The sequence below is a fragment of the Pseudomonas sp. 9.3L genome, assembly GCF_058536285.1.
Map to the genome: position 1 here is coordinate 1 of NZ_JBZUBK010000001.1, position 18,156 is coordinate 18,156.

At 55.7% G+C, this 18,156-nt stretch carries 15 protein-coding genes; 6 read left to right on the forward strand and 9 right to left on the reverse strand.

Features of this window, described 5'->3' with window-relative positions; genetic code table 11:
- From dnaA to gyrB, 4 genes are all read left to right on the forward strand, one after another.
- A partial coding sequence (gene dnaA / locus AC4LE2_RS00005) for a chromosomal replication initiator protein DnaA (protein ID WP_491823179.1) occupies window positions 1-1,491 on the forward strand: 1,491 nt, incomplete at its 5' end.
- Between the two features lie 42 nt (window positions 1,492-1,533).
- Entirely contained in the window at window positions 1,534-2,637 is a 1,104-nt protein-coding gene (dnaN, locus tag AC4LE2_RS00010; RefSeq protein WP_491823181.1) for a DNA polymerase III subunit beta, read from the forward strand.
- Between the two features lie 10 nt (window positions 2,638-2,647).
- On the forward strand, window positions 2,648-3,739 hold the full coding sequence (gene recF, locus AC4LE2_RS00015; protein ID WP_491823183.1) for a DNA replication/repair protein RecF: 1,092 nt from the start codon (window positions 2,648-2,650) through the stop codon (window positions 3,737-3,739).
- Window positions 3,740-3,754: 15 nt separating this feature from the next.
- Window positions 3,755-6,175, forward strand: coding sequence for a DNA topoisomerase (ATP-hydrolyzing) subunit B (gene gyrB, locus AC4LE2_RS00020; protein ID WP_491823185.1), 2,421 nt, complete (start codon window positions 3,755-3,757; stop codon window positions 6,173-6,175).
- A 102-nt stretch (window positions 6,176-6,277) separates the two neighbouring features.
- Here gyrB and AC4LE2_RS00025 read toward each other — a convergent pair whose 3' ends face one another.
- The 6 genes from AC4LE2_RS00025 to glyQ all read right to left on the reverse strand — a co-directional run bounded on the left by AC4LE2_RS00025 (window position 6,278) and on the right by glyQ (window position 12,905).
- Window positions 6,278-7,378, reverse strand: a complete 1,101-nt coding sequence (locus tag AC4LE2_RS00025; protein ID WP_491823187.1) for a hypothetical protein — start codon at window positions 7,376-7,378, stop codon at window positions 6,278-6,280.
- An 82-nt stretch (window positions 7,379-7,460) separates the two neighbouring features.
- A complete protein-coding gene (gene bkdR, locus AC4LE2_RS00030; RefSeq protein WP_491823189.1) occupies window positions 7,461-7,949 on the reverse strand; it encodes a Bkd operon transcriptional regulator BkdR in 489 nt (162 codons plus the stop codon).
- A gap of 575 nt (window positions 7,950-8,524) precedes the next feature.
- On the reverse strand, window positions 8,525-9,295 hold the full coding sequence (locus AC4LE2_RS00035) for a lysophospholipid acyltransferase family protein (RefSeq protein WP_491823190.1): 771 nt from the start codon (window positions 9,293-9,295) through the stop codon (window positions 8,525-8,527).
- 62 nt (window positions 9,296-9,357) lie between these two features.
- Complete coding sequence (gene gmhB, locus AC4LE2_RS00040; protein ID WP_491823192.1) at window positions 9,358-9,903, reverse strand: D-glycero-beta-D-manno-heptose 1,7-bisphosphate 7-phosphatase; 546 nt, start codon at window positions 9,901-9,903, stop codon at window positions 9,358-9,360.
- Window positions 9,904-9,906: 3 nt separating this feature from the next.
- Window positions 9,907-11,961 (reverse strand): glycine--tRNA ligase subunit beta, encoded by a 2,055-nt coding sequence (gene glyS, locus AC4LE2_RS00045; protein ID WP_491823194.1) that lies wholly within the window; start codon window positions 11,959-11,961, stop codon window positions 9,907-9,909.
- A complete protein-coding gene (gene glyQ / locus AC4LE2_RS00050; RefSeq protein ID WP_491823196.1) occupies window positions 11,958-12,905 on the reverse strand; it encodes a glycine--tRNA ligase subunit alpha in 948 nt (315 codons plus the stop codon). The genes glyS and glyQ overlap by 4 nt, the downstream gene beginning before the upstream one ends.
- 122 nt (window positions 12,906-13,027) lie before the next feature.
- On the opposite strand from glyQ, the gene AC4LE2_RS00055 reads away from it, so the two are divergent.
- Complete coding sequence (locus AC4LE2_RS00055; protein WP_491823198.1) at window positions 13,028-13,591, forward strand: DNA-3-methyladenine glycosylase I; 564 nt, start codon at window positions 13,028-13,030, stop codon at window positions 13,589-13,591.
- A gap of 56 nt (window positions 13,592-13,647) precedes the next feature.
- Window positions 13,648-14,535, forward strand: coding sequence for a lysophospholipid acyltransferase (locus tag AC4LE2_RS00060; RefSeq protein WP_491823200.1), 888 nt, complete (start codon window positions 13,648-13,650; stop codon window positions 14,533-14,535).
- 36 nt (window positions 14,536-14,571) lie between these two features.
- On the opposite strand, the gene poxB is transcribed toward AC4LE2_RS00060, so the two are convergent.
- The 3 genes from poxB to trkA form a co-directional block, all read right to left on the reverse strand.
- Window positions 14,572-16,290 carry a ubiquinone-dependent pyruvate dehydrogenase gene (gene poxB / locus AC4LE2_RS00065; RefSeq protein WP_491823202.1) on the reverse strand — a complete coding sequence of 573 codons (1,719 nt, stop codon included), beginning with the start codon at window positions 16,288-16,290 and terminating at the stop codon, window positions 14,572-14,574.
- A 161-nt stretch (window positions 16,291-16,451) separates the two neighbouring features.
- On the reverse strand, window positions 16,452-16,769 hold the full coding sequence (locus tag AC4LE2_RS00070) for a tetratricopeptide repeat protein (RefSeq protein WP_491823203.1): 318 nt from the start codon (window positions 16,767-16,769) through the stop codon (window positions 16,452-16,454).
- Window positions 16,770-16,779: 10 nt separating this feature from the next.
- Window positions 16,780-18,153: a Trk system potassium transporter TrkA gene (gene trkA, locus AC4LE2_RS00075; RefSeq protein ID WP_491823205.1), complete on the reverse strand. Its 1,374-nt coding sequence runs from the start codon at window positions 18,151-18,153 to the stop codon at window positions 16,780-16,782.
- Window positions 18,154-18,156 lie beyond the last annotated feature (3 nt).

Here is an 18,156-nt window from a genome sequence, read left to right on the forward strand (position 1 = left end):
GTGTCAGTGGAAATCTGGCAGCAGTGCGTGGAATTGCTCCGCGAGGAACTGCCTGCTCAACTGTTCAATACCTGGATCCGTCCACTTCAAGTTGAAGCGGAAGGCGACGAGCTGCGTATATACGCGCCAAATCGCTTTGTGTTGGATTGGGTAAACGAAAAATACCTGGGCCGCCTGCTAGAGCTGATGGCCGATCGTACGGACGGTGCCGCACCGGCCTTGTCGATGCTCATCGGCAGTCGCCGCAGTTCAGTGCCACGTACGGCGGCTACTGCGCCACTTACTGCTGCGGCCTCGCCACCGGCTAGTGCTACACCTGTCACAGTGTCGGCTGCGCCGCCTGCGGCTAGCGTAAATGGGCCTGCTTCCACGCCGGACCCTGAGCCCTCGCGGGACAGCTTCGACTCGATGTCCGCGCCTGCTTCTCGCGGCGAGGCCAGGAGTGTCCAGGTAGAAGGTGCACTCAAGCACACCAGTTATCTCAATCGCACCTTTACCTTCGAGAATTTTGTCGAGGGTAAATCCAACCAGCTTGCTCGTGCTGCAGCCTGGCAGGTGGCAGATAACCCCAAGCACGGTTACAACCCGTTGTTTCTATACGGCGGCGTTGGCCTTGGTAAAACACACCTCATGCACGCTGTGGGTAACCACCTTCTAAAGAAGAACCCCAATGCGAAGGTAGTTTACCTTCACTCTGAGCGCTTCGTTGCCGACATGGTGAAAGCGCTTCAACTGAATGCAATCAATGAATTCAAGCGCTTCTACCGCTCGGTCGATGCGCTGCTCATTGATGATATTCAGTTTTTTGCGCGTAAGGAGCGGTCGCAGGAGGAGTTCTTCCATACCTTCAATGCACTGCTCGAGGGTGGGCAGCAGGTTATTTTGACCAGTGATCGTTATCCCAAGGAGATAGAAGGCCTGGAAGAACGGCTCAAGTCCCGCTTCGGTTGGGGCCTTACAGTTGCCGTAGAGCCACCTGAACTCGAAACCCGAGTCGCTATTCTTATGAAGAAAGCTGATCAGGCAAAGGTGGACCTTCCGCATGATGCGGCTTTCTTCATTGCCCAGCGCATTCGTTCGAACGTGCGTGAGCTTGAAGGCGCCTTGAAGCGCGTGATTGCACATGCCCACTTCATGGGCCGGGATATCACGATTGAGCTGATACGGGAGTCTCTAAAAGATCTCCTGGCACTCCAAGACAAGCTAGTAAGTGTGGACAATATTCAGCGCACCGTTGCTGAATACTACAAGATCAAGATCTCCGACTTGCTGTCGAAACGCAGGTCACGTTCTGTCGCGCGTCCACGCCAGGTCGCCATGGCGCTATCAAAAGAGCTCACCAATCATAGCCTTCCCGAGATAGGCGATGTATTTGGTGGCCGTGATCACACGACCGTGTTGCATGCCTGCAGAAAAATCAATGAATTAAAGGAATCTGACGCGGATATCCGCGAGGATTACAAGAACCTGCTTCGTACGCTGACTACCTAATAGACGCGTACATAGCCGCCACAAAAGGTCAGGACTGACGCCATGCATTTTTCCATTCAACGTGAGGCTCTGCTTAAGCCGCTACAGCTGGTTGCCGGGGTGGTAGAACGTCGGCAAACATTGCCCGTGCTGTCCAATGTCTTGTTGGTTGTAGAGGGCCAGCAATTGTCTCTGACAGGCACTGACCTGGAAGTCGAGCTTGTAGGGCGCGTGCAACTTGAGGAAGCTGCGGAGCCAGGTGAAATTACAGTGCCTGCCCGTAAGCTCATGGATATCTGTAAAAGTTTGCCGGGTGATGCGTTAATCGACATCCGCCTTGATGAGCAGAAGCTGATCGTCAAAGCGGGCCGCAGCCGGTTCACACTGTCTACGCTCCCAGCCAATGATTTTCCTACGGTGGAAGAAGGCCCAGGTTCTCTGACCTGTACGTTGGCGCAAGGGCGCCTTCGCCGCTTGATCGAACGCACTGGCTTTGCCATGGCTCAACAGGACGTTCGTTATTATTTAAATGGCATGTTGCTTGAGGTGTCCACTGGGCTTATTCGCGCAGTAGCCACTGATGGTCACCGCTTGGCCATGTGCTCCATGACGGCTGAGCTCGGGGATGCGGATAAGCACCAGGTAATCGTGCCGCGCAAAGGCATACTCGAGTTGGCCCGTTTGCTGACTGACCCTGAGGGTACCGTAAGCGTTGTGTTGGGCATGCACCACATACGGGCTACTACCGGCGAATTTACCTTCACTTCCAAGCTGGTCGACGGGAAATTCCCAGACTACGAGCGCGTGCTGCCCAAGGGCGGCGACAAGTTGGTGGTGGGGGATCGTCAAGCGCTCAAAGAAGCCTTCAGCCGTACCGCTATCCTTTCGAATGAAAAGTACCGCGGCATCCGCCTTCAGCTAGGCTCCGGCCAGCTGAAGATTCAGGCCAACAACCCTGAACAGGAAGAGGCCGAAGAAGAGATTGGTGTCGACTACAATGGCAGTAGTTTGGAGATAGGCTTCAACGTTAGCTACCTGTTGGACGTACTGGGCGTGATGACAACTGAGCAAGTTAGGTTGGTGCTTTCTGATTCCAACAGCAGTGCGCTTCTGCAAGAAGCCGACAATGACGACTCTTCCTATGTCGTGATGCCAATGCGTCTTTGATCACCGCCTAATGTCCCTCACGCGCGTTTCAGTCACCGGGGTGCGCAACCTGCACCCCTTGACCCTCATACCCTCCCCCCGCATCAATATCCTTCACGGTGCAAATGGCAGTGGTAAAACCAGTGTTCTGGAAGCCGTACACCTGCTAGCCTTGGCGCGCTCTTTTCGCAGCACTCGTTTGACACCTGTCATTCAATACGAGCAAGAGGCTTGCACAGTGTTTGGACAGGTTAAGCTTCAGTCTGATCGTTTGTGTTCGCTAGGCGTAAGCAGGCAACGCGCCGGCGAATTTCATATCCGAATTGACGGAGTGAACGCCCGAAGTGCCTCTCAACTTGCCGAGCTTCTTCCACTCCAGCTGATAAATCCCGACAGCTTCCGATTACTGGAAGGCTCTCCTAAGATCCGAAGGCAGTTTCTAGACTGGGGAGTGTTCCACGTGGAACCTCGATTCTTACCCGCCTGGCAGCGCCTCCAGAAGGCCTTGAAGCAACGGAACTCATGGCTACGGCATGGTACACTGGACGCCGTTTCACAGGCTGCATGGGACCGTGAGCTGACGCTCGCTAGCAGTCAGATTGATGAGCATCGACGCAGCTATATCCAGGCGCTTAAACCCGTCTTCGAGAAGACCTTAGCTCAGCTAGTGACCCTACCCAATCTAACTCTTAGCTACTACAGAGGGTGGGACAAGGATCGGGAACTGTCTGCCGTGCTCGCTTCGTCTTTGGTACGGGACCGTCAGCTCGGGCATACCCACTTTGGCCCACAGCGGGCAGATCTAAGGCTGCGCCTCGGTACCCATAATGCTGCAGACATCTTGTCCCGCGGCCAGCAAAAACTTGTGGTGTGCGCACTGCGTATCGCCCAGGGGCATTTACTCGATCAAGCGCGGCTTGGGCACTGTGTCTACCTAGTGGATGACCTTCCCTCCGAGCTTGATGAACAGCACCGTAAAGCACTGTGTCGGCTACTTGAAGAATTGAACTGCCAGGTGTTCATCACCTGTGTTAACCATGATTCGCTGATTGATGACTGGCTAGAAGAAACTGAGGTTTCAGTGTTCCACGTGGAACACGGCCACATCACTCAGACCGCGTAAGATCAGGAGTGAAGCATGAGCGACAACCAGACATATGACTCCTCAAGCATCAAGGTGCTTAAAGGCCTGGATGCCGTACGTAAACGGCCCGGCATGTATATCGGCGATACGGACGATGGCAGCGGTCTCCATCATATGGTCTTCGAAGTGCTAGACAACTCTATAGACGAGGCGTTGGCTGGGCATTGTGACGATATCACCGTAACTATCCACCCGGATGAATCCATTTCCGTACGGGACAATGGCCGCGGCATCCCGGTTGATGTTCATAAGGAAGAGGGCGTGTCTGCAGCTGAAGTCATTATGACTGTGCTGCACGCCGGCGGTAAATTCGACGACAACTCGTATAAAGTCTCAGGCGGCCTTCATGGTGTGGGCGTCTCGGTCGTGAACGCGTTATCCGAATCGCTACTGCTTACCGTAAGGCGCAGCGGTAAAATTTGGGAGCAGCATTACATCCACGGTGTGCCACAAGCCCCGATGGTGATCGTGGGTGAAAGCGAAACGACCGGTACCGAAATTCTGTTCAAGCCCTCGGCGGATACCTTCAAAAATATTCATTTCAGCTGGGATATTTTGGCCAAGCGTATTCGTGAGCTGTCTTTCCTCAACTCGGGTGTAGGCATTCTTCTGAAGGATGAGCGCAGCGGGAAGGAAGAGTTCTTCAAGTACGAAGGCGGGCTCCGTGCATTTGTGGAGTACCTCAACACTAATAAAACTACCGTTAACCAGCAGGTGTTTCATTTCAATGTGCAGCGTGAAGATGGCACGGGTGTAGAAATAGCGTTGCAGTGGAACGATGGGTTTAATGAAAATCTGCTGTGTTTCACCAATAACATCCCCCAGCGGGATGGCGGCACGCACCTGGTTGGTTTTCGCTCTGCACTCACTCGAAACCTCAACACCTACATCGAGCAAGAGGGGCTGGCGAAAAAAAATAAGGTTTCCACAACGGGAGACGACGCTCGAGAAGGCTTGACTGCCATTATCTCGGTCAAGGTACCGGACCCCAAGTTCAGCTCGCAGACCAAAGACAAGCTCGTATCGTCCGAGGTCAAGACCGCGGTTGAACAGGAGATGGGCAAGTACTTCTCAGACTTCCTGCTGGAAAATCCAAACGAAGCCAAAGCAGTGGTCGGTAAGATGATCGACGCCGCCCGTGCTCGTGAAGCAGCGCGTAAGGCACGTGAAATGACGCGTCGCAAAGGTGCATTGGACATCGCCGGACTGCCCGGCAAGTTAGCAGACTGCCAAGAGAAGGACCCTGCCCTCTCAGAGCTCTACCTAGTGGAAGGTGACTCCGCTGGCGGTTCGGCCAAGCAAGGTCGAAATCGGCGTACTCAAGCGATTCTCCCGCTCAAGGGCAAGATCCTGAACGTGGAGAAAGCCCGGTTCGATAAAATGATTTCCTCTCAGGAAGTTGGCACGCTGATTACCGCCTTAGGGTGTGGTATCGGACGAGAGGAATACAATATTGAAAAACTGCGATACCACAACATCATCATCATGACGGATGCGGACGTGGACGGCTCCCACATCCGTACCCTACTGCTCACGTTCTTCTTCCGCCAACTGCCAGAGTTGATCGAGCGCGGGTATGTGTACATCGCTCAGCCGCCACTCTATAAGGTGAAGAAAGGCAAGCAGGAGCAGTACATCAAAGACGATGAGGCGATGGAGGAATACCTGACCCAGACAGCCTTGGAGGACGCCAGCCTTCATTTGGGTGAAGATGCACCGCCTATTAAGGGTGAGGCACTGGAGCGGCTGGTAAACGATTACAGGATGGTAATGAAGACGCTCAAGCGGCTGTCGCGTCTCTATCCTCAAGATATTACCGAGCATTTTGTCTACATACCGGCTGTACCATTGGAACAACTCGCAGACCATGCCGCCATGAGCAGCTGGCTGGAGCGCTTTGCTGAACGCCTGAAGCACTCGGAAAAATCCGGTCTGGCCTATAAGGCTTCACTTCGCGAAGACCGTGAACGTAACCTGTGGTTACCAGAAGTAGAAATTATCTCTCACGGCTTGGCAAGCTACGTCACATTCAACCGTGATTTCTTCGGCAGTAACGACTACCGAACAGTGACGGCTTTGGGTGCGCAGCTGAATAACCTGCTGGATGAGGGTGCCTGGGTGCAGCGTGGTGAGCGTAAAAAGCCCGTTACGGAATTCAAGGTCGCGCTTGATTGGTTGATGAACGAAACGACTAAACGCTTTAGCATTCAGCGGTACAAAGGGCTGGGTGAAATGAACCCAGACCAGCTATGGGAAACCACTATGGACCCGAGCGTACGCCGTATGTTGAAGGTCACAATCGAGGATGCGATTGGGGCTGATCAAATCTTCAATACCCTCATGGGTGATGCGGTAGAGCCACGCAGAGACTTCATCGAGAGCAATGCGTTAGCAGTGTCTAACCTGGACTTTTAACTATCCGCTTCAAAAAGCCCCAACCTCACCGTGAGGTTGGGGCTTTTCTTTGCAGGGTGTAGGGGCCGCGGCTTACCCTGCCCTTCTCTCGCCTATTAAAATTTAGCGACGATTATTCAAATCGTCACGAATGGTAGCTTCCGGTCGACCTGGCCACGTCCCGGTAATATCAAGGTGCATCTTGCCTAAGGGCCACTGGGCAAGCGGTACATCCCACGAAAACGTTTGAACTACGTCAGTAATAACACCTACGAATCGGAGCTCAAGTTGTACGTTAGTGGCGGTTAGCGGTATTGCGGCAAAGTCTCCAGACAACCCTCCGATGATGGTGCATTCCTGTACCTCCTGGCGTGCACCAGCTGTGGTATAGCTTAGTTTGGCTTTGGTGATGTAGTTGGACGCACGGCTGGCCTTGCTGTCCAAGTGAATCGACAGTTGATCAATACGCCCTCGCCAGGCAGGCAACACGGTGCTCCCTTCAAAGGACGAGAACGCATACGCCACAGGTATGGCGGCTACAGACTGAGCAGCAACGCCCTGCGACGCCGGCCAGACATGCTTGTCCAGCGAACGGTTTTCACGACTGTAGACATAGCCAGCCTTGGCCGAGGCTTTAGGGCCAGCTTCCCCCACCAAGGCGTGAAGGCCCTCGGCCGTACCACCTAACGTGTAACTCGCGTCGTTATCGTTGGACCCGATGTTAAGACCAGATTGTGCGTAGACGACTTGAGTGATTACGCCGAAGCCTTGAGCGATTTTGCCGTTCTTGGCGAAGCCCACTTTTTGCGCTTCACCGGTCAGCCATTCATATTGATCGCTAAGCACTCCAAGGTTACGAACAGCGGCCTCTTTGATGATAAGAAACTCTGAAGCGATAGAGTGCTTACTGGTAAGTTTCCAGGTGAACTCCACTTCGGGTGTAATGCTCAGACCCGTATTAGGGTCCACCAAGGTGGCTGAGCCCTTAGCGTCTCCTACATGACGGCTTACGCCTTCACTGCTCACCTTCCAGCTGGAAGAAGCATCAGTGTCTTCTATCTCGGCTGTCGGGACTTGAGCTGCAACGAGTTTGAAGGCACCCGTGGAAGGATCAACAAAGCCGACAGCGCCGGGCTGAATGGTCGGTGCCAGTGCCCAGTTTCCCCACAAGTTAGGTCGGCTTTCGCGAATGAGCTGGGTAAAACGGTTATTCCAGTCAGACATGCTGTGCTCCATGCAAATGCAATGTGAGTACACAGGCTAGAAACGTTGGGGCGCAAATCCTAGACGGAACACGTTCCTGCCCCTAATCGCCTATAACTAACCCATTAGGTGGGAGCGGCAATGCGGTTTTGTACCTGACCTGTTTAAGCGCAAAGCTTGACCTAATGTTCGCAACGCCTGGAAACCGTGTCAGGTGATTGATGATAAATCGTTCAAGGGCATGAATATCTGGCACTAGGACCCTTATCAGGTAGTCGGCATCACCGCTCATCAAATAACACTCCATCACTTCAGGCCGCTGGGAAATGGCTTCCTCAAACCGAGCCAATGCCCCATCGACCTGCTTTTCCAGGCTCACGTGGATAAATACGTTCACATGTAGCCCCAGCAGCTCAGGTGCTAGCAAAGTGACCTGCTGCTTTATGAGGCCCAATTCTTCCATTGCCTTTACCCGGTTGAAGCACGGAGTTGGGGATAAGTTGACCGAACGCGCTAAATCCGCATTGGTGACCCGTGCGTTCTCTTGGAGAGCATTGAGGATGGTGATGTCGGTACGGTCCAATTTACGCATTGTGCATCCCTGAGACGCGTGTTTTTGATCGAGAACGCCGGCAGTCAAGTCGCCAATATCATAAAGCTATTACTGGGCCAGCTACTAAAAAGTACTGCATTTGTTATGTACTACGTAACATGTAAATAATACACAGCGCCCCTATTCATGGAGTTATTTCTGTACTTTTTGTTACAGAATTACGAAATCCTAATAAATAGGCGGTCTGGATTTTATCAGGATGCTTTCATTCTGATCCAATAAGGCGTAAGTGGTAAGCGAAAGATGAGGCTGTGGGTAGATAGTTAAACATGTACAGGCACGGGCGGCCCAATGCGGGCCGCCCGTGAGACAAAGCTATCTAAGATGCAAATCGCGGGAATAGAAGTAAGGAGGGGTAGAGTCGGAGTAGGCCAGCCTGGCTTAGTGTCGCTTGGATGAAAGGTAGTGTTTTCGAGCACGCAGGCAACTGGAGCTCAAAAAACTTATGCACGTTTTTATCAGGAATGGTGAAGGTAAAAATATTCTTGTTATTCAGTAGTTTGTGAGCGATAAAAACCAGTCGTGATTAAAATTGCTCACATGTTATCCACAGATCAAAGGGGGTCTGTAGAGGCCATTGCAGGAGGCTCTGAAACCCAACCGTAACTACCTTGGGTTTCAGCGATCCAGGCTGCCGCGCGATCGTTCAATTCAGCAGTAGCACGAGGGCCGGTGCCTTCAGCCCACAGCGGAGTACCTATCACTAAATCTATAACACCAGGACGCTTACCCCATCCTCTTTTTGGCCAGAACTTACCTGCATTATGCGTGATAGGTAGCACGGGTAGGCCCGCATTCACTGCCAATGCTGCACCGCTGCGGGTGAACTTGCCGATGGTGCCAAAGGGTACCCGGGTACCTTCAGGGAAAATTAGCACCCACACGCCGTCTTTTAACAAGGTATCGCCCTGGCTGGCGACTTGACGCAATGCTTCCTTAGGGTTGTCGCGGTTGATGGCGATAGGCCGCAACATGGCCATTGCCCAGCCGAAAAACGGGACATAGAGCAGTTCTTTTTTTAACACTTGGCTCAACGGCTGGAAGTAAGCGGAAAGGAAAAAGGTTTCCCACGTACTCTGGTGGTTGGAAAGGATCACGCAGGGGGTGCTGGGGACGTTCTCTGCCCCAGTAATACGTACATGAATGCCGAGAAATGTGCGTGTCAGCAACAGAGCGAATCGGCACCAGTAGACATTGATAAACCGGTAGCGCGCCGGAAATTTAAGAAATGGGCATACGAAAAATCCAAGGGTGCACCATATCAGCGCGCTAAGCCCAAGTAAGACGTAAAAAACTGCGATTCTAATGGCCAGCACTGTGGACATATGATGATTACCGTACGGAGCCGATTGTGTTGAAAGTGATACCTGTCCCCAGCCGGCGCAGTTCAGGAGGCAGTGATTGGATTAAGTAAAGCGCTAGCCACGGCGGCCAGGTCGGCAAACTGAAGGGTACCCGCAGGGATTGGCCCGGCAGCTGTCTTGCCGCCCTTCCCTGTTTCCACCAGTACCGGCTGCGCGCCCACTGCTACAGCGGCAGCCAGGTCACTGGCACTGTCGCCAACGAACCATGTTTTATCCAGCGTTACCCCGTAATGACCGCTAATTTCATGCAACAGGCCGGGTTTAGGCTTGCGGCATGTACACGCGTCATCGGGCCCGTGAGGGCAGTGCACGATCAAGCCCACCTGCCCACCCTGCTCGGCGACTAATTCCCGTAGCCGTGCATGCATTGCTTGCAGCGTGGCTGGGGTGTAGTAACCCCGAGCGAGGCCTGACTGGTTAGTAGCGACCGCTACTGTCCAGCCCGCCTTGCTCAGCCTGGCAATGGCCTGAATCGAACCTGGGAGGGGTATCCACTCTTCCACAGACTTGATGTAGGCGTCAGAGTCTTCGTTGATGACGCCGTCCCGGTCCAGAATGATCAGTTTCACGACTTAGCCCAGGAATGAAATGTCGGCCACGCCCAGGAACAGCCCGCGCAATCTGGCAAGTAAGGCGTACCGATTGGCACGAACCTTCATGTCCTCGGCATTAACCATCACGGCTGCGAAGAACGCATCTACCGGCTCGCGCAAGGCCGCCAAGCGCGTCAGCGCTTCGTTGTACTGACGCCCTTGGGCCATTGGCTGAACGGCATGATCTGCCTGCTGGATGGCCGAATACAGCGAGAACTCGTGGGCATTGTCGAAGTACTTGGGCTCAACCGTATGGGCCACGGCCCCTTCGGCCTTACCGAGCAAGTTGGAAACCCGCTTGTTCACGCCGGCCAAGGCTTCAGCCTCCGGCAGCTTACGGAACGCTTGCACTGCCTGTACGCGCTGGTCGAAGTCCAGAGCCGAGCCTGGCTTCAACGCGCGTACCGCCAGGTAGCTGGCAACATCCACGCCTTCGTCTTCATAACGCGCGCGCAAACGGTCGAAGATGAACTCCAGAACCTGCTCCGCCAAGGCGCTGGTATTCACCTTGGTGCCATAGAGCGAGACGGCGAAATTGACGGCGTCGTCGAGGTTCAGGTCGAGCTTCTTGTCTATCAGGATACGTAGTACGCCTAAGGCTGCGCGGCGTAGCGCGTACGGGTCTTTGCTACCGGTCGGAAGCATGCCGATGCCGAAGATCCCGGTAAGGGTGTCGAGCTTGTCGGCAAGGGCCACTGCAGCGCCGGTGAGTGTTTGTGGAAGCTCTGCACCTGCGCCACGTGGCATGTACTGCTCGTTCAGGGCCTGAGCGATGTCCGACGGCTCGCTATCGTTAACGGCGTAATAGTAGCCGGCGATGCCCTGCATCTCAGGGAATTCACCCACCATCTCCGTGGCAAGGTCACATTTGCTCAGCAAACCGGCGCGGCTGGCATGCCCGGCGTCGCCACCGATGCGTGGGGCGATATAGGCGGCCAGCTTCGACACTCGAACTGCTTTGTCGTAGACGGTGCCAAGCTGAGCCTGGAAGACCACGTTCTCCAGGCGCGCATTGAAGCTTTCCAGGGATTGCTTCTTGTCCTGGTTGAAGAAAAACTCTGCGTCGGTCAGGCGTGGCCGAACCACCTTCTCGTTACCTTCGACGATCTGCCGAGGGTCACGGCTCTCGATATTGGCGACGGTAATGAAGCGCGGCAACAGCTTGCCACTGGCATCCAGCAGGCAGAAATACTTCTGGTTGTCCTGCATGGTGATGATCAAGGCTTCTTGAGGCACTTGCAGGAAGCGCTCCTCGAAGGAACACACCAAGGGCACGGGCCACTCCACCAACGAAGCCACTTCATCAAGCAACGCGGGCGGAACGATAGCGGTACCTTGCTGCTGTACGGCGAGCTCAGCCACACGGGTGCGGATGATTTCCCGACGCTCGTCGAGGTCTGCCAGCACGTACGCCCTGCGCAGGTCCTCGGCGTAGCTGGCAGGGGACGTAATACGCACCGATGCTGGGTGATGGAAACGGTGACCGCGAGATTCTCGCCCTGCGCGTTGTGCCAACAACGTGCACTCCACAACCTGATCGCCGAACAGCATCACCAGCCACTGAGTTGGCCGTACGAACTCATCCTTGCGTACACCCCAGCGCATGCGCTTGGGAATGGGCAAGTCGTTGAGGGAGTCTTCCACAATGGTGGGCAGCAGGCTGACGGTAGGCTTGCCTGTAATGGTCTGGCTATAACGCAGCTTTTGCCCACTTTGGTCAATTTCGCTGATGTCCACGCCACACTTGCGAGCGAAGCCCAGGGCTGCCTGGGTAGGCTTGCCCTCGGCATCAAACGCAGCCTGGAGAGGTGGGCCATCGAGGTTGACGCTACGGTCAGCCTGTTGGGTATCGAGGGCAGTGACCTGCACCGCCAGGCGGCGCGGCGCAGCGTAATAGCGGCTAGCGGTGTAGTTCAGGCCTGCGGCCTGAAGACCCTTCTGGATGCCGGCGAGGAAGGCTTCGCCCAAGGTAGCGAGGGCCTTGGGAGGCAACTCCTCGGTACCGAGTTCAACCAGGAAATCGTGTGCACTCATTGCGCCGCCTCCAGCTTAGCCAACACTTCATCTCGTATCTGTGGGGTTGCCATGGGGAAGCCCAGGCGTGCCCTGGCCTGCAGGTAGCTCTGTGCCACGGCGCGGGCCAGGGTACGCACGCGAAGGATGTACCGCTGACGCTCGGTTACCGAAATCGCCCGGCGTGCATCCAGCAGGTTGAAGGTATGGGAAGCCTTCAAGACCATCTCATAGGTGGGCAAGGGCAACTGCAGTTCGATCAGGCGATTGGCTTCGCTTTCATAGAAATCGAACAGTTCGAACAGCTTTTCTACGTTGGCATGTTCGAAGTTGTAAGTAGACTGCTCCACTTCGTTCTGGTGGAACACGTCGCCATACGTAACCTTGCCGAAGGGGCCGTTTGTCCAGACCAGGTCATAAACGGAATCCACGCCCTGCAGGTACATGGCCAGCCGCTCCAGGCCGTAAGTAATCTCACCCGTTACCGGATAGCACTCAATGCCACCCACCTGTTGGAAGTAGGTGAACTGGGTCACTTCCATGCCATTGAGCCACACTTCCCAACCCAGACCCCAGGCGCCAAGCGTTGGCGACTCCCAGTTGTCTTCGACGAAGCGGACGTCGTGTACGGTAGGGTCCAGGCCGATGCGCTGCAGCGAGCCTAGGTACAGCTCCTGGAAGTTTTCCGGGTTGGGCTTTAGTACCACCTGGAACTGGTAATAATGCTGCAGGCGGTTGGGGTTTTCACCGTAGCGGCCGTCAGCAGGGCGCCGGCTTGGCTGCACATACGCGGCGTTCCAGTTTTCTGGCCCCACGGCACGCAGGAACGTAGCGGTGTGAAAGGTGCCAGCGCCTACTTCCATATCGTAAGGCTGAAGCACCACGCAACCTTGTTCTGCCCAGTACTGTTGCAGGGCCAGAATCAAGTCTTGGAAGGTACGCACGGCTGGCGTAGGCTGGTTCACAAATTCACCTGTATCTTGGGCTGCACATATAAAGAGCGGGAGTATAACCCGAATCGCTTCGCCCACTAAGCCATGCCGAGCAGTGGCTATACTTGTCCTTCTACTTGCCACGCCGGAGTCCTATGCCACGCTGCCTTTGGTGTACTGCCGACCCGCTTTACCAGGCTTATCATGACCTTGAATGGGGTATTCCTCTGCGTGACCCCCAACGGTTATTCGAATTGCTGGTGCTCGAAGGTTTTCAGGCAGGCTTGTCCTGGATCACCATTCTAAAAAAACGCCAACGCTACCGAGAGGTCTTGTTCGGGTTCAACCCTGAGCGTCTTGCACGCATGAGCGACGACGAAATCGAAGTGCGCATGCAGGACACCGGCATCATCCGTAACCGTATGAAGTTGCGCGCCGCTCGGCAGAATGCCCAAGCCTGGCTACGCCTCGATGACCCCGTGGGCCTGTTGTGGTCGTTCGTGGGCGGTACGCCACGCATCAACCACTTTGTTGCTCATGCCGATATCCCTACGCAAACCCCAGAAGCGCTTGCCATGAGCAAGGCCTTGAAAAAAGCCGGTTTCAGCTTTGTGGGGCCTACCATTTGTTATGCCTACATGCAGGCGTCGGGCATGGTTATGGACCATACCACCGATTGCGACCGTTATACGGTGCTGAGCACGTCTCCGGCTGCTTGAGTCCGGCGAGGCCTGGCTGGGTTAGAATGGCCAGCTTCTCACCTAGGGAGTAGCCTGTGGAAAAGTTCAAGGGTGCCGTCATGGTCGGCGTGCTCAAGGCGTTCGCGCTGTTGCCGTGGGGCGGCGTGCAACGCGTAGGCGGCGCCATCGGATGGCTGATGTGGAAGCTACCCAACCGTTCGCGCGACGTGGTACGGATCAACCTTGCCAAGTGTTTTCCTGAGTTGTCGTCCGCCGAACGTGAACGATTGACAGGTCAAAGCCTGAAGGACATAGGCCGCTCCTTCACGGAAAGCGCCTGCGCCTGGATTTGGCCAGCTGAGCGTTCCTTGGGGCTTATCCGAGAAGTGGAAGGCCTTGAGGTGTTGCAGCAGGCCTTGGCCAGTGGCAAGGGCGTAGTGGGCATTACCAGCCACTTGGGTAACTGGGAAGTGCTCAACCACTTCTATTGCAACCAATGCAAACCCATTATTTTTTATCGCCCGCCCAAGCTCAAAGCCGTAGATGAGCTGCTACAGAAACAACGCGTACAACTGGGCAATCGCGTGGCTGCGTCTACCAAGGAAGGCATCCTCAGTGTGATCAAGGAAGTACGCAAGGGCGGGCAAGTCGGTATCCCCGCCGACCCTGAACCCGCAGAATCTGCTGGGGTATTCGTGCCGTTTCTAGGGACTCAGGCCCTGACCAGCAAGTTTGTGCCCAACATGCTGGCGGGCGGCAAGGCGGTAGGGGTATTCCTGCACGCAGTGCGTCTTGCCGATGGCTCAGGTTTCAAGGTAATGCTAAAGGCTGCCCCGGACGCCATGTACAGCACGGATGTCGAAACGTCCGCTGCTGCCATGAGCAAGGTCGTAGAAGAGTACGTGCGGGCATACCCCAGCCAGTACATGTGGAGCATGAAGCGCTTCAAGAAGCGCCCGGCCGGGGAAGCCCGTTGGTACTGAGCGGCACGGCAGTTGGCCGGCCGCCTTGCGGCAGGCCTAGCGCAGCAGGTTGTTCTTGGCGAGGCTGACGACTTCTTTGGCTCGGCCATCCAGTACCGCGCGCAGCATGAACAGGCCAAAGCCTTTCACATTGGCTGCGGTGAGGTCAGGCGGCATGATGAGCTCTTGGCGCTCGCTGACCACGTCTACCAGCACTGGCCCATCATGGGCAAAGGCTTCTTCGATAGCGCCTCTCAAGTCCTGAGGGTTTTCTACCCGAATGCCTTTCACGCCCATACTGTGCGCCAGCAAGGCAAAGTTAGGGTTCTTGAGTTCGCAGCCTACATCCACCAAGCCGCTGGCCTTCATTTCCATTTCAACGAAGCCCAAAGTGCCATTGTTCAATACGATCACTTTCACCGGCAGGTTGGATTGGCTGAGGGTGATGAAGTCACCCATCATCATGCTGAAGCCACCATCGCCCGACATCGACACCACTTGGCGGCCTGGATAAGCCGCTTGAGCCCCGATGGCTTGCAACATGGCGTTAGCCATCGAGCCGTGGTTGAACGAGCCGATCAGGCGCCGCTGGCCGTTCATCTTCAGGTAGCGCGCTGCCCAGGCCGTGGGCGTGCCTACGTCACAGGTAAATACAGCGTCCTCGGCAGCCAGTTCACTGACGAGACGGCTTACGTACTGCGGATGAATGATGTCGCTGTTAGGACCACTCTCGGCTAGCTTGTCCAGGTTCTTGCGGGTGCTTTCATAATCGGCCAGCGCCTGGTTAAGGTGATCTGTATCAGTGTGCTCTTCCAACCGCGGTAGCAGTTGCTGCAGCGTCTGCTTCACGTCACCCAACACGCCTATCGCCAAGGGGCAGCGATTGCCCAATGCTTCGGGCCTGAGGTCAACCTGTGCAATGCGCGAGTGTTCGGGGAAAAACTGCCTATAAGGGAAGTCGGTCCCTAGCATTAATAGCGTGTCGCATGCCTTCATGGCATTGAACCCCGAGGCGAAACCAATCAACCCCGTCATGCCTACGTCATACGGGTTGTCGTACTCCAGGTGTTCTTTGCCACGTAGCGCGTGAACGATAGGGGCCTTGAGGTGCTTGGCTAACGCCACGACTTCGGCGTGGGCACCGGCGCAGCCTGCACCGCAGAGCAATGTAATGCGATTGCCGTCGTCAAGGAACCGTGCCAGCTCGACCAGCTGGGTAGGGTCAGGCACGACCACGGGTGGTTTGGGCGCCAGCCATTGACTGACCTTGGCCTCCAACGGCGCAAGCGCAACGTCGCCGGGGATCACCACCACGGCCACGCCCCGACGGCTTACCGCGACGCGCATGGCACGCTCCAAAATCTGCGGCAGTTGTTCGGGCTTTGAAACCAGCTCGACGTAATGGCTACAGTCCTTGAACAGCAACTCGGGGTGAGTGGCTTGGAAGTAATCGATACCTATTTCGCTAGTAGGAATATGCGCCGCAATGGCAAGCACAGGTACGCCGCTGCGATGGCAATCGAACAACCCATTGATCAAGTGCAAATTGCCTGGCCCGCAACTGCCTGCACACACGGCCAGTTCGCCGGTAAGGTGAGCCTCCCCGCCTGCTGCAAAGGCGCCAGCTTCCTCATTGCGCATGTGTATCCAGTCGAGGCCGCCAAGACGCCGCATGGAATCGGTCAACCCATTAAGCGAGTCGCCCACCACGCCATAGACGCGTTTGACACCCGCTTGCTTGAGGGTATTGACCATAAAATCAGCAGCGTTCGCCATTGCAGTTCCTTGAGTCAGATGAGTCAAGGGTCTGAGTGCGTGGGATTTGAAGACGTTCAGCGAGGTTAATAAATCTTCACATGATCAAGCAGGTTAAGCGCGCTGGACAGTGTACCTGCCACTCCACCAAGGCCGCCTCCCAAGACGATACACCGGCAGCTTTAGGGGGCCGCCTGCCGTTTCAGCTTAGCCATGAAGACAGTCATTTCTTTTTCTGCCTGTTTGTCGCCCTTGGCAGCGGCAGCAGCGATCCCCTGCTCCCAGGCAGCACGAGCGCCTTCAAGGTCGCCCTGCTGCTGCAGGGCCTTGCCCAGTAGCTTCCATGCAGCTGAATAAGCAGGATCATGTGCCACACAATGACGCAGATGTTCAGCCGCCACCGCAGGGTCAGCGGCGTCCAGGGATGCTTTGCCGAGGCCAAAGCGCAGCATGGCGTTATCCACACCCTTGGCGAGCAAGGTGTTCAGCGAATCGATCATTAGGGGGTCCTTAGAAGAAGCTAAGCCCTACATGGAAAAGCTTTTCTACATCACGGATGTATTTTTTATCCACAACGAACAGGATGACCCGGTCCCCGCTCTCGATCACCGTCGTAGCACGGGCGATGATGACGTCCTGCCCGCGAATGATAGCCCCGATTGACGTGCCCGGAGGCATAGTGATCGCCTCGAGTGCGCGCCCTATCACTTTGCTGGATGATGCATCACCGTGCGCGATGGCTTCGATCGCCTCTGCCGCGCCGCGCCGAAGCGAGTGAACGCTAACGATATCGCCCCGCCTTACATAGGTAAGCAGGCTGCCAATGGTCGCCAGTTGAGGATTGATGGCGATATCGATTTCGCCCCCTTGGACCAGATCAACATAGGCGGCGTTATTGATCAGTGTCATCACCTTGCGCGCGCCTAGCCGTTTGGCCAGTAACGAAGACATGATATTGGCCTCATCATCGTTGGTGAGCGCCAGGAATATATCCGCGTTGGCGATGTTTTCCTCGACCATCAAGTCCCGGTCCGAGGCGCTACCCTGCAGCACGACGGTGCTGTTGAGCGTATCGGACAAGTACCGACAGCGGGCTGGGTTCATTTCTATGATTTTGACTTGGTAGTGGTCTTCGATAGCTTCTGCCACGCGCTCGCCAATGTGCCCACCGCCTGCGATCACGACCCGCTTGTTATTGACGTCCAGGCGACGCAGCTCGCTCATCACCGCACGGATGTCGGCCTTGGCGGCAATGAAGAACACCTCGTCGTCCGCTTCGATCACGGTATCACCGCGCGGCAGAATAGGCCGGTCGCGGCGGAATATCGCGGCCACGCGCGTTTCTACGTTTGGCATGTGATGGCGGATCTGACGCAATTGCTGCCCTACCAGCGGGCCGCCGTAGTAGGCGCGTACGGCCACCAGTTGCGCTTTTCCGCCTGCGAAGTCGATCACCTGTAGCGCACCTGGGTGCTCGATCAGACGTTTGATGTAGTGGGTGACCACTTGCTCGGGGCTGATTAGAACATCCACGGGGATGGCTTCGTTGCAGAACAGCTCGCTATTGGTCAGGTAGGCCGCCTCGCGCACCCGGGCAATGCGCCGGGGCGTATGGAACATCGTATAGGCCACCTGACACGCCACCATGTTGGTTTCGTCGCTATTGGTTACCGCTACCAACATGTCGGCGTCATCCGCTCCGGCCTGTCGCAATACCGTCGGAAATGAAGCCTTGCCTTGTACGGTACGGATATCCAGGCGATCTCCCAGCACGCGTAGGCGCTCGGCATCAGTGTCCACAATCGTGATGTCGTTGGCTTCGCCAGCCAGGTGTTCCGCCAATGTGCCGCCTACCTGGCCAGCACCCAGGATGATGATCTTCATGGC

What these genes read in the sequence shown, in the direction of transcription:
- dnaN (WP_491823181.1), top strand. Translation starts at nt 1,534, where the DNA reads ATGCATTTTTCCATTCAACGTGAGGCTCTGCTTAAGCCGCTACAGCTG.
- recF (WP_491823183.1), top strand. Translation starts at nt 2,648, where the DNA reads ATGTCCCTCACGCGCGTTTCAGTCACCGGGGTGCGCAACCTGCACCCC.
- gyrB (WP_491823185.1), top strand. Translation starts at nt 3,755, where the DNA reads ATGAGCGACAACCAGACATATGACTCCTCAAGCATCAAGGTGCTTAAA.
- AC4LE2_RS00025 (WP_491823187.1), bottom strand. Translation starts at nt 7,378, where the DNA reads ATGTCTGACTGGAATAACCGTTTTACCCAGCTCATTCGCGAAAGCCGA.
- bkdR (WP_491823189.1), bottom strand. Translation starts at nt 7,949, where the DNA reads ATGCGTAAATTGGACCGTACCGACATCACCATCCTCAATGCTCTCCAA.
- AC4LE2_RS00035 (WP_491823190.1), bottom strand. Translation starts at nt 9,295, where the DNA reads ATGTCCACAGTGCTGGCCATTAGAATCGCAGTTTTTTACGTCTTACTT.
- glyS (WP_491823194.1), bottom strand. Translation starts at nt 11,961, where the DNA reads ATGAGTGCACACGATTTCCTGGTTGAACTCGGTACCGAGGAGTTGCCT.
- AC4LE2_RS00055 (WP_491823198.1), top strand. Translation starts at nt 13,028, where the DNA reads ATGCCACGCTGCCTTTGGTGTACTGCCGACCCGCTTTACCAGGCTTAT.
- poxB (WP_491823202.1), bottom strand. Translation starts at nt 16,290, where the DNA reads ATGGCGAACGCTGCTGATTTTATGGTCAATACCCTCAAGCAAGCGGGT.
- AC4LE2_RS00070 (WP_491823203.1), bottom strand. Translation starts at nt 16,769, where the DNA reads ATGATCGATTCGCTGAACACCTTGCTCGCCAAGGGTGTGGATAACGCC.
- trkA (WP_491823205.1), bottom strand. Translation starts at nt 18,153, where the DNA reads ATGAAGATCATCATCCTGGGTGCTGGCCAGGTAGGCGGCACATTGGCG.